11 protein-coding genes are annotated in these 10,083 nt (G+C 69.9%); 2 read left to right on the top strand and 9 right to left on the bottom strand.

Features of this window, described 5'->3' with window-relative positions; all coding sequences use genetic code 11:
- A partial coding sequence (locus VI238_RS14420) for a UvrD-helicase domain-containing protein (protein WP_331652566.1) occupies positions 1–933 on the bottom strand: 933 nt, incomplete at its 3' end.
- A gap of 168 nt (positions 934–1,101) precedes the next feature.
- Positions 1,102–1,956, bottom strand: coding sequence for an NAD-dependent protein deacetylase (locus VI238_RS14415; RefSeq protein WP_331652562.1), 855 nt, complete (start codon positions 1,954–1,956; stop codon positions 1,102–1,104).
- A gap of 103 nt (positions 1,957–2,059) precedes the next feature.
- Here VI238_RS14415 and VI238_RS14410 point away from each other — a divergent pair, with 103 nt between their 5' ends.
- Positions 2,060–2,701 carry a thymidine kinase gene (locus tag VI238_RS14410; RefSeq protein WP_331652560.1) on the top strand — a complete coding sequence of 214 codons (642 nt, stop codon included), beginning with the start codon at positions 2,060–2,062 and terminating at the stop codon, positions 2,699–2,701.
- 24 nt (positions 2,702–2,725) lie between these two features.
- Here the strand turns inward: VI238_RS14410 and VI238_RS14405 are convergent, their stop codons facing one another.
- From VI238_RS14405 to VI238_RS14380, 6 genes are all read right to left on the bottom strand, one after another.
- A complete protein-coding gene (locus tag VI238_RS14405) occupies positions 2,726–3,739 on the bottom strand; it encodes an alpha/beta hydrolase (protein WP_331652558.1) in 1,014 nt (337 codons plus the stop codon).
- A 96-nt stretch (positions 3,740–3,835) separates the two neighbouring features.
- Positions 3,836–4,648: a bifunctional DNA-formamidopyrimidine glycosylase/DNA-(apurinic or apyrimidinic site) lyase gene (gene mutM / locus VI238_RS14400; protein ID WP_331652556.1), complete on the bottom strand. Its 813-nt coding sequence runs from the start codon at positions 4,646–4,648 to the stop codon at positions 3,836–3,838.
- Between the two features lie 4 nt (positions 4,649–4,652).
- Positions 4,653–5,144, bottom strand: coding sequence for a hypothetical protein (locus VI238_RS14395; RefSeq protein ID WP_331652554.1), 492 nt, complete (start codon positions 5,142–5,144; stop codon positions 4,653–4,655).
- A 44-nt stretch (positions 5,145–5,188) separates the two neighbouring features.
- Complete coding sequence (locus tag VI238_RS14390; RefSeq protein ID WP_331652552.1) at positions 5,189–6,538, bottom strand: GldG family protein; 1,350 nt, start codon at positions 6,536–6,538, stop codon at positions 5,189–5,191.
- On the bottom strand, positions 6,538–7,299 hold the full coding sequence (locus VI238_RS14385) for an ABC transporter permease (protein ID WP_331652550.1): 762 nt from the start codon (positions 7,297–7,299) through the stop codon (positions 6,538–6,540). Before VI238_RS14385 ends, VI238_RS14390 begins: the two co-directional genes overlap by 1 nt.
- Positions 7,296–8,228 carry an ABC transporter ATP-binding protein gene (locus VI238_RS14380; protein ID WP_331652548.1) on the bottom strand — a complete coding sequence of 311 codons (933 nt, stop codon included), beginning with the start codon at positions 8,226–8,228 and terminating at the stop codon, positions 7,296–7,298. The genes VI238_RS14385 and VI238_RS14380 overlap by 4 nt, the downstream gene beginning before the upstream one ends.
- Before the next feature lie 142 nt (positions 8,229–8,370).
- Here VI238_RS14380 and VI238_RS14375 point away from each other — a divergent pair, with 142 nt between their 5' ends.
- Positions 8,371–9,576: a DesA family fatty acid desaturase gene (locus VI238_RS14375; protein WP_331652546.1), complete on the top strand. Its 1,206-nt coding sequence runs from the start codon at positions 8,371–8,373 to the stop codon at positions 9,574–9,576.
- A gap of 364 nt (positions 9,577–9,940) precedes the next feature.
- Here VI238_RS14375 and rpmG read toward each other — a convergent pair.
- On the bottom strand, positions 9,941–10,083 hold a 143-nt coding region (rpmG, locus tag VI238_RS14370; protein ID WP_331652564.1), incomplete at its 5' end, for a 50S ribosomal protein L33.

Raw genomic sequence — 10,083 nt, 5'->3', positions numbered from 1 at the left:
GCGTACGGGCGGCCCTTCGCCCTGCTCGCTCCAGAGGCGCTTCTCGAACAGGTGTGCGTTCTGCGCGATGACCTTGTTCGCGCAGCGCAGGATGCGTCGCGCGCAACGGTAGTTCTGCTCGAGCTTGACCACGCGCAGCTTAGGATAGTCGCGCGCGAGCTCGGCGAGGTTTTCCGGATTCGCGCCGCGCCAGGCGTAGATCGACTGGTCGTCGTCGCCGACCGCGGTGAACAGTCCGCGTTCGCCCGCGAGCGCCTTGACGAGGCGGTACTGCGCCGAGTTCGTGTCCTGGTATTCGTCGACGAGCAGGTAGCGCAGGCGCTCGCGCCATCCGTCGCGCGCTTCGTCGTCGCCTTCGAGTACCGCGAGCGGCAGGCGGATGAGGTCGTCGAAGTCGACCGCGTTGAACGCGGCGAGCCGGCGCTGGTACGTCGCATAGATCTCCGCCGCCTCTCGCTCGCGCGCGCCGGCCGCGGCCGCCGCGGCCTGTTCCGGCGTGAGTCCCTCGTTCTTCGCGCGCGAGACGAGCGACTGCAACGCGAACAGCGCATCGGGCTTGATCGCCTTCGGCGCGAGCTCCTTGATCATGCCCTGCGTGTCGTCGGCGTCGAGTACCGAAAACCCGCGCCGCAATCCCGCGCGCGCGTGCTCGATCTGCAGGAAGCGCAGGCCCAGCGCATGGAACGTGCAGACGGTGAGGCCTTCCGAGGCAGTGCCCGAGACGAGCTTGCCGACGCGCTCGCGCATCTCGCGCGCAGCCTTGTTCGTGAACGTGATCGCGGCGATCTTCGCCGCCGGCACCTGGCGTCGCTTGACCAGGTGCGCGATCTTCTCGGTGATCACGCGCGTCTTGCCCGAACCCGCACCGGCGAGCACGAGCAGGGGGCCGTCGCAGTATTCGACGGCGGCGCGTTGTTGCGGATTGAGGCTCATCGGGGCGAGGAAGGGAGCAGGCGTCGATTGTGCCGCATGCCCGGCCACGCCGACACCTTGACAGGGCACACTCGCCCGGGGCGGCGTGCGGCCTTCGAGGAGCGACACACCGGGCGAGCCGCGCTGGCGAACGAGAGGATCCGAAGGCGTCGCCCCACGAGCCCTCTCTCAGGCGTTCAGCGGCTCCTGCCCGACCAGCCACGACAACGCCGCAGCGGCGTCGGCTTCGATCTTCAGCGCGAGCAGGTCGTCCGCGCGCGTGCGACCGAGGTTGAGCGCGGCGATCGGCTTGCCGGCGAGAGCGGCCGCGCGCGCGAAGCGATAGCCCGAATAGACCATCAACGACGAGCCGACCACGAGCATCGCGTCCGCTTCGGCGAGCGCCCGTGTCGCACGCTCGACGCGCTCGCGCGGGACGTTCTCGCCGAAGAACACGACATCGGGCTTGAGCAGGCCGCCGCAGTCGTCGCAACCGGGCACGACGAACTGCTCGAATGCGAGACCCTCGAGGTCGGCGTCGCCGTCGGGCGCGTCGAGCGCGTCGAGCGCGAGCCAGTCCGGGTTGCGCCGTTCGAGCTCATGCTGGAATTCCGCGCGCGGCCGCCGGCGTTCGCACCCGAGGCAGCGTACGCGATCGAGGCGGCCGTGCAGGTCGACCACGGCGTCGTGCCCCGCGGCCTGGTGCAGGCCGTCCACGTTCTGCGTGACGAGCAACGCGATGCGACCCTCGCGTTCGAGCGCGGCGAGCGCGCGGTGCGCCGCGTTCGGCCGGGCGATTCCGAAGCGCCGCCAGCCGACGAGGCTGCGCGCCCAGTAGCGCGAGCGCGCGAGCGCATCGCCGACGAACGCCTGCAACGTGATCGGCGGCGAGCGCTTCCAGCCGCCGTCCCGGTCGCGGTAGTCGGGTATGCCCGACGCCGTGCTGATGCCCGCGCCGGTCAGCACGAACAGGCGCCGATGCGCTTGCACGAAGCGCGCGAACGCTTCGTCGCTCGGATCGACAGGGGATCGGGACTCGCTCAAGGCAGGCGCGACGGCGACGACCGGGAACACGCGCCACTGTGACACACTTGCATGCGGCGCGACACGGCGCGGCACGAATCCAGGTCCCCGATCCCCGGTTCCCATGGCGAAACTGTATTTCTACTACTCGGCGATGAATGCCGGGAAGACGACGACGCTGCTGCAGAGCGCGTACAACTACCACGAACGCGGCATGCGCACGCTGATCCTCACGCCACGGCTCGACACGCGCGCCGGCGAAGGCGTCGTTGCTTCGCGCATCGGCCTGCGCGCGAACGCGCGCCGTTTCGCGCGCGAAGACGACCTGCTCGCGATCGCGCGCGAGGATGTCGCCGCGCGCGGCAAGCTCGACTGCGTGCTCGTCGACGAGGCGCAGTTCCTGTCGAAGGCGCAGGCGTGGCAGCTCAGCGACATCGTCGACGTGCTCGGCATCCCCGTGCTCGCCTACGGCCTGCGCACGGACTTCCGCGGCGAGCTGTTCGAAGGCAGCCGCTACCTGCTCGCGTGGGCGGACAATCTGGTCGAGATCAAGACGATCTGCCATTCCGGCCGCAAGGCGACGATGGTCGTGCGCGTCGACGAACACGGCCGCGCGGTCACCGACGGGCCCCAGGTCGAGATCGGCGGCAACGATCGCTACGTCTCGGTCAGTCGGGCCGAGTTCAAGAAGATCATGGCCGGCGAAAGTGCGGTGGAGCTGCAGCAGCCCGTGTTGCCGCTCGACCAGCCGCGCGAGCCGGCCTGAGCCGGACAAGCGCTCGCACTTGCTTCAACGTGCCGGGGTCGCGACGCCTCGCCGCAACGCCTTGCGAATCGCCTCGATGACCGCATCCGGCCGGTCGATGTGCACGTCGTGCGAGGAATGCGCGACCGCGACAATCTCGCCGCGGGTCGAGGTCGCCGCGATCGCCGCCTGGGTCTTCCGGCGCGCCGCCTCGAGCGCCTTGCGGTCGTCCGGCGACGCGTCGTCGAACGGCGCGTCCGGCTGCAGCACGATCAGCGGCGTCGCACCGTGCGACTCGTGCGGAGATACCGGCTGCTTGTAGAGCGCGTTGCTCGTCTCGTGCATCGAGATCAGCGTGCGCCAGAACGCCGGCCGCGCCTTGTACGCCCGCTGCGCGGCATTCAGCGCTTCGCTGTAGCGCGGATCCGGCCCGCGCAGGCAGCGCTGCAGCTCCGGCGGCAGCGGTGATGCGTCAAGCTGGTGCCTTGCCGCACCCTGTTCGCAGATCCGGAAGTTGGCGAGTCCCTGCGCAGTCTGCTCGTCCTCGGACTCCTGCCATGCCGGCGAGAACTCCGCGACGTTCTGCGGCGGCGGATCGACGAGCACGAGTGCCGCCACGTCGGCGGCGTACCGGTCAGCATAGCGACGCGCGATGCTGCTGCCGTACGAATGGCCGACGAGCACGATCGGTGTGGCGAGGTGCGCCGCATGGATGAGCGCGTGCAGGTCGGCCGCGTACGCATCGATATCGCGCGGCAGCGGCCCGCCGTCGCTGAACCCGTAGGCCGCGCGATCGTAAGCGCAGGCGTGCGCGAACTTCGCGACTTCGGGTTGCACCTTCGACCACGCCATCGAATCCGCGGTGGCACCGCTTTCCAGCAGTACGGTCGGACCGCTGCCGGTACAGCGAAGGTTCAACGCCCGCCCGCCGATGTCGACGCGCGCGCCCGGCATCGCGTAGGCGTCGAGCGCCGCGTCAGGCCGATCCGCCGCGCCGACGCGGGCGATGGACATCGTGAGGATGCAGCAGCACCACAGCGTGCGCGACGAGCGAATCATGCGATCCCGGGGTCGATGTGAAAGCACAGTCTGACCGCACGGCCGTGGCAATTGTTGCGCGCTCGCTCGGGGTGTCGACATGCACGCGACGCGCGCTCAGCGCTGGCAGCGCGGGCAATGGAACGTCGAGCGCTGGCCGATCACGCTCGCGCGGATCGGCGTGCCGCAGACGCGACACGGTTCGCCGGCGCGGCCGTAGACCATGAGTTCCTGCTCGAAGTAGCCGGGTACGCCGTCGGGGCTGATGAAGTCGCGCAAGGTCGTGCCGCCGCGGCCGATCGCATACGCAAGGATGCGCTTCACCTCGGCGGCGAGGCGCGCATAGCGCTCGCGCGAGACGCCGCCCGCCGCCCGCGCGGGATGGATGCCGGCCGCGAACAATGCCTCGCTCGCGTAGATGTTGCCGACGCCGACGACGATCGCCTGGTCCATGAGGAACAGCTTCACCGCCGCACGGCGGCCGCGCGAGCGCGTCCACAGATGATCGCCGTCGAACGCATCCGACAGCGGCTCGGGGCCGAGGCCGGCGAGCAGCTCGTGCGTTTCGCCGCGAGGCTGCCACAGCTGGGAGCCGAAGCGCCGCGGATCGGTGTAGCGCAGCACCTGGCCCGAATCGAGGCGCCAATCGACGTGGTCGTGCGGGCCGACCGGTGTCGTCGCGGGCAGCACGCGCAGTGAACCGGACATGCCGAGGTGGAGCAGCGCACTGCCGGGCTCGGTGTGTACGAGCAGGTACTTCGCACGTCGCTCGATCGCCTCGATGCGCTGGCCCGGCAGCCGGCTGCGCAGTTCGCGCGGAATCGGCCAGCGCAGGCGCGGCTGGCGCACGTCGAGCGCGACGACGCGCCGGCCGACGAGGTGCGGCGCGAGGCCACGACGCGTCGTTTCGACCTCGGGCAGCTCGGGCACGCGTTCACTCCTTCGGCGACGGCGCGGCCGCCTTGAACAGCAACGCGCTGAAGCGGTCGGGGACGAGCGCGATCGCGTCGCCGACCGCGACGTAGCGGTCACCGCGGATCGCGTCGGTGCCGCCGAAACGCAGTTCGGTGTCGTCGATCCGCAAGGTCGCGAACGGCGGCACGAGGCCGATGCGCGCCGGTTCGAATTCGCGCGCCGGATAACGGAAACGCACCGGCGCGTGCGCGATCGCGAGCAATCGCGCGACGAGGGCCTCGTCGGCGGGCGCATCCGGATCGCGCTGGCGCCAGTGCGCATCGACCTTCTCGTAGTGGCGGGCGACGCAGCCGGCGCAGGCGACGTCGAGGCGTGTCGCCGCGGCGAGATCGAGCGTGGTGAGCGGGTCGAGGGCGAGTGCGCGTTCGCGACGCAGCTCGACGAACACGGCCGCGCCGAGCAGCGCCGCGGTCGCGGCCAGGAACACGAGGGTGCGCGTGCGTCGCCTCATCGCCGCAGCCTAGCAGGTTGTTCCGACCGATCGCGTGCCGGGGCTCAACGACGCCGACGCCGCCATGCGATGAGCATGCCCGTTGCCGCAAGCAGGAGCGGCAGCGCGACGAGGAACAGCAGCGCGAGCGCGGTCAGAGCCGCCTGCGACAGCGCGAGCTGGCGATCCGGGGCGGCGTGGTCGGGCACCGTGATCTGCGCGTCGTCGTCGAGCAGCCAGTCGAAGATGCGCTGGCCGAGCTCACGGTTGCCGCCGTTGCCGAGGTAACTGTTGGAGAGGAAATCGCCGTCGCCGACGACGACGATGCGCTGCTCGCGCCTGTCCGGTCGCGGCGACACGCGGCTGAGCGCGAACGCGAGATCGAGCGGGCCCGGAATCTCGCCAGCGTCGGCATCCTGGCGGACCGTGTCGGCGTTCTCGCCGGCCTTCGGGATGTGGCCGGTTTCGTTCCACGATTTCGCACTCGAGCGAAGCAGGGGCTGCACGGCCCAGTGCGCGCCGGCGAGTTTGGCGAGCGCCGCCGGTTGCGGCAGCAGCGTCGCCAGTTTGAAGTCGCGCGTGATCGGCGCCGGCGGATACGCATTGATCGCGACGAAACTCGGGTCCTGCAGTCCGAATGCCTGGCCGTTGCCGTCGACCACGACGCCGGGCAGCACGCGTACGCCGAGCGCGGTCGCGAGATCGTCCAGACCTGAGTCCTCGCCCGGCTCGGTGAGCCAGAGCAGCGCGCCGCCGCCGTCGACGTAAGCGACGAGCGCGGCGACGAGCGCGGGCTCGAGCTTCACGCGCGGATTGGCCACGACCACGAGCTCGGCGTTGTCGGGCACCTTGCCCATGCTCGCGAGAGGCAGCGGCACGGCCCGGATGCCGCGGCTCGCGAGTGCCGCGACGAACGTGCCGAGATCGGCATTCGCCTTGCCGAGCGGCTGGCGCTCGCCTTCGCCCTCGAGGAAAGCGACGATGCGCTCGCGCGTGCGCGAGAGGCGCAGCAATGCGCTCGAGAACTCGCCTTCGTCGAGCACCTTGAGGCGCTCGCTGCGCTCGCGGTAACGCAGCTCGAGTTCGCCGTCGACGGTGACGCCGGCCGCGCGCATCGCGCCCGGGTCGGCATCGGGGTCGACGAAGCGAAGGGCGAGATCGGGTTTCGCGCGGCGATAGCGGTCGACGAAGTCGGCGACGATCGCGCGCAAGCCGCCCTGTCGACTCGCGTAGCTCGTCACCTCGACCGGGCCGTCGAGCGTCTTCAGCAACGCGAGCGAGTCGGCGCCGAGGCTCGCGCCCTGGCCGTGGCTCCAGTCGCGCGAGAAGCCGAAGCGCGTGCTGAGGAATGCGAGCAGTGCAGCGCAGAGCAGCACGAGCAGCGCGTACAACGCATGACCGAAGCGCTCGCGCATCAGTCGGGACTCCCGCGCAGCGCGTCGAGCCTGCGCGTCGCGAGCGCGAGGGTAACGGCGGCGACGAGCGCGAAATAGCCGATGTCCACGCTCGCGACGATGCCGCGGAAGAACGACTCCAGGTGCGTCGGCAATGCGAGGTAGTTGATGCCCGCGTTGGTGATCCCTTGCAGGCGCGCGCCGGCGTCGACGACCGCGAGCAGGGCGGACAATGCGAAGGCGGCCGCGGCAGCGAGCGCGGGCTGGGCGGCCCAGGCCGAACACAGCACGCCGATGCCGGTCAGTGCCCCCGCGAACAGCGCGAGCCCGAGCAGCGACGCCGCGATTTTGCCGAGGTCGAGGCTCGTGCCCGCCGCGAGCGCGAGCGGCATCGTGGCGACGAGCGCCACCAGCACGAGCACGTAGCCGAACGCGCCGACGAACTTGCCGAGCACGATGCGCAGGTTGCCGACGCCGCTCGCGAGCAGCAGCGGCAAGGTCGCCGCGCGGCGTTCGCCCGCGAAGCTGCGCATCGTCACGAGCGGCACGAGCGGCAGCAGCAGGTTCGACAGGCTGCGCAGCAGCGGAATCGCGACGAGGTCGGTCACGCCGGGCGCGTCCTTGAGCCCGCCGAGTTTCGGCGCGAGGTCGACGAACGCCTGCAGCGCGAGCAGGAATTGCCAGGCCATGAACGCAACGACGACGGCGGCGAGCGTCCAGGCGAACGGCTGCATGCGCAGTCTCCGCCACTCGTGGCCGGCGATGAGCAAGGTCGCATTCATGCGGCGGCCGCCGGCGCGTCGCTCGCCGCGATCGCGAGGAAGACGGATTCGAGCGGCGGCGCATCTGCGGCGAGCGCGGTCAGCCCGAAGCCGTGCGCGACGACCGCGGCGGAGAATGCGTCGATCGCGCTGCCCGGCGCGAGTTCGACGCGCCAATGCGCGGGGTCGAGCGACTCGGCCGCGACGACCATCGGCAATGCGCGCCACTCCTGCTCGCGCAGGACACGCGAAACGCCGACGCGCAGCGACGTCGTCGACGACGCGTGCACGTTGCCGGCGTGGCGCAACTCGCCGTGATGCAGGATCGCCACGCGATCGCAGCACGCGGACACGTCGGGCAGCACGTGCGTCGACAGCACGACCGCGTGGTCGCGGCCGAGGCTGCGCACGAGTTCGCGCAGGTTGAGCGCCTGGATCGGATCGAGTCCGGACGCGGGCTCGTCGAGCACGATGAGATCGGGTTCGTGGAGGATCGCCTGGGCGACCCCGACGCGTTGGCGATAGCCCTTCGACAGCGCGCCGAGCGGTCGGCGGCGCACGTCTCCGAGCCCGCACCGCTCGATCGCGCGCGCGACCGCGGACGCGACCGCACCGCGCGGGACCGCGTGCAAGCGCGCACAGAAGGCGAGGTACTCCTCGGCGTCGAGCTCGGCGTGCAGCGGCGGGACCTCGGGCAGGTAGCCGATGCGCCGGCGCCCGAGTTCGGGACGTTCATGGAGGTCTTCGCCGTCCAACCGTACGCAGCCGGATGTCGGCGCGAGCACACCCGCCATCATGCGCAACGTCGTGGTCTTGCCCGCGCCGTTGACGCCGAGCAGGCCGAGCACTTCGCCGCGCGAGAGTTCGAGATCGAGCGCGCGCACGATCGTGCGGCCGGCGATCCGGCGGCCGGCATGGGCGAGCGCGAGCGTGGGTACAGGGGCTGTCACGACCCGCGATTGTTAAGGTTTCGACGGGCGAACGGCAAGCCCGCACGCGTCGACGCGCGTCGCAAACCTTGACGCAGTCGCATGGCGATGCCATGTGTACGCGCGTATAGTCGACGTCTCCTCCTGGGGTTCCCGCAAGTCCATGTCCGACACACTGATTTCCCTGGCCGCCCGTGGCCTCACCCAAGCCAGTTGGGGCACCTGGATCGTCTACCTGCTGGTGGTGACCCAGCTGACGATCTTCGCGGTCACGCTCTACCTGCACCGCAGCCAGACGCATCGCGGCGTCGACTTCCATCCGGTCGTCGCGCATTTCTTCCGTTTCTGGTCGTGGCTGAGCACGGGCATGGTGACGAAGGAATGGGTCGCGATCCATCGCAAACACCACGCCAAGGTCGAGACCGAGGAAGATCCGCACAGCCCGCAGGTGTACGGCATCCGCAAGGTGTTTTGGCAAGGCGTCGAGCTGTATCGCGAAGCGAGCGAGAAGCGCGAAGACATGGAAAAGTACGGCCGCGGCACGCCCGACGACTGGATCGAGCGCGTGCTGTACAGCGGTCATCCGTACTGGGGCCCGACCCTGATGCTGATCGTCGACCTGCTGCTGTTCGGCGTGGTCGGCGGCGCGATCTGGGCGATCCAGATGCTGTGGATCCCGTTCTGGGCCGCGGGCTTCGTCAACGGCATCGGCCACTGGTGGGGTTATCGGAATTTCGAATCCGCCGACACGTCGACGAACGTGTCGCCGTGGGGCTTCTGGATCGGCGGCGAAGAACTGCACAACAATCACCACGCGTTCCCGAGCTCGGCCAAGTTCGCGCTGCGCAAGTGGGAGTTCGACATCGGCTGGGCTGCGATCCGCGGCTTCGAGATGCTCGGCCTGGCGAAGGTGCTGCGCGTCGCCCCCGCGCTCGACGTACGCCCCAACATGAACCTGCCGGACACCGAGACCGTCAAGGCGTTGCTGTCGCACCGCTTCCATGTCATGAGCGACTATTTCAGCGGCGTGATCGCGCCGACGCTGCGCGAGGAAGCCGCGAGCGCGGGCGCGGGTATCAAGGCGCTGCCGCGCAGGCTGCGCAAGGCGCTCGGCAACGGCGGCCGCTGGCTCGACGCGGCCTCGCGCGAACGCATGACCGCGTTCACCGAGAAGCATCCGCGCCTGCGCACGGTGTGCGAGTTCCGCGCGCGCCTGGCCGAGCTCACCGAACGCAACGGGCGCAACGCGGATGGCATGCTCGAAGGCGTGAGGGAATGGTGCCGCGAGGCGGAGCAGACCGGCATCCGCACGCTCGCCGAGTTCGCGGCACGCCTCAAGGGCTATCGTCTCGCGGGCGAAACTCCCTGACGACGCCCCCGGATCGAGTTCGAAGAAGCCCGCCGCGTGCGGGCTTTTTCTTGCGCGACGCCGCGGGATCTTCCGCCACGTGACACGGATGTCGCGCGGCGGAGCGGCACGAACGATGCGAGCGCGCCGATTTCGATGGTGCTGGACCGCGTCGCCGGCGCGGCGCAGGTCCATGCCGTGTCACGACGCGCAAACCCTGCGGGCGACGTCGCATGGCGCGCGCCCATCGAACGCCCGAATCGCAACCCACGCCGGCGTCCACAAAAGAAAAACCCGCCACCAGGGCGGGTCTTTCGTCGACCGGAATGCGGGATCCCGTGTCAGCCTACGGCGATGCACGGCACGGGATGACCGCGCCCCGTGGTCACTTGATCTTGCCTTCCTTGTACTCGACGTGCTTGCGCACGACCGGGTCGTACTTCTTGACCGCCATCTTCTCCGGCGTGTTCTTCTTGTTCTTGTCGGTGGTGTAGAAGTGGCCGGTGCCGGCCGAGGAGATCAGACGGA

The organism is Dokdonella sp. (assembly GCF_036518555.1).
Classification (GTDB): domain Bacteria; phylum Pseudomonadota; class Gammaproteobacteria; order Xanthomonadales; family Rhodanobacteraceae; genus Dokdonella_A.
This window is presented reverse-complemented; position numbering and strand designations above follow the sequence as displayed.

What these genes read in the sequence shown, in the direction of transcription:
- VI238_RS14395 (WP_331652554.1), bottom strand. Translation starts at nt 5,144, where the DNA reads ATGAGGCGACGCACGCGCACCCTCGTGTTCCTGGCCGCGACCGCGGCG.
- VI238_RS14375 (WP_331652546.1), top strand. Translation starts at nt 8,371, where the DNA reads ATGTCCGACACACTGATTTCCCTGGCCGCCCGTGGCCTCACCCAAGCC.
- VI238_RS14385 (WP_331652550.1), bottom strand. Translation starts at nt 7,299, where the DNA reads ATGAATGCGACCTTGCTCATCGCCGGCCACGAGTGGCGGAGACTGCGC.
- VI238_RS14410 (WP_331652560.1), top strand. Translation starts at nt 2,060, where the DNA reads ATGGCGAAACTGTATTTCTACTACTCGGCGATGAATGCCGGGAAGACG.
- VI238_RS14405 (WP_331652558.1), bottom strand. Translation starts at nt 3,739, where the DNA reads ATGATTCGCTCGTCGCGCACGCTGTGGTGCTGCTGCATCCTCACGATG.
- VI238_RS14390 (WP_331652552.1), bottom strand. Translation starts at nt 6,538, where the DNA reads ATGCGCGAGCGCTTCGGTCATGCGTTGTACGCGCTGCTCGTGCTGCTC.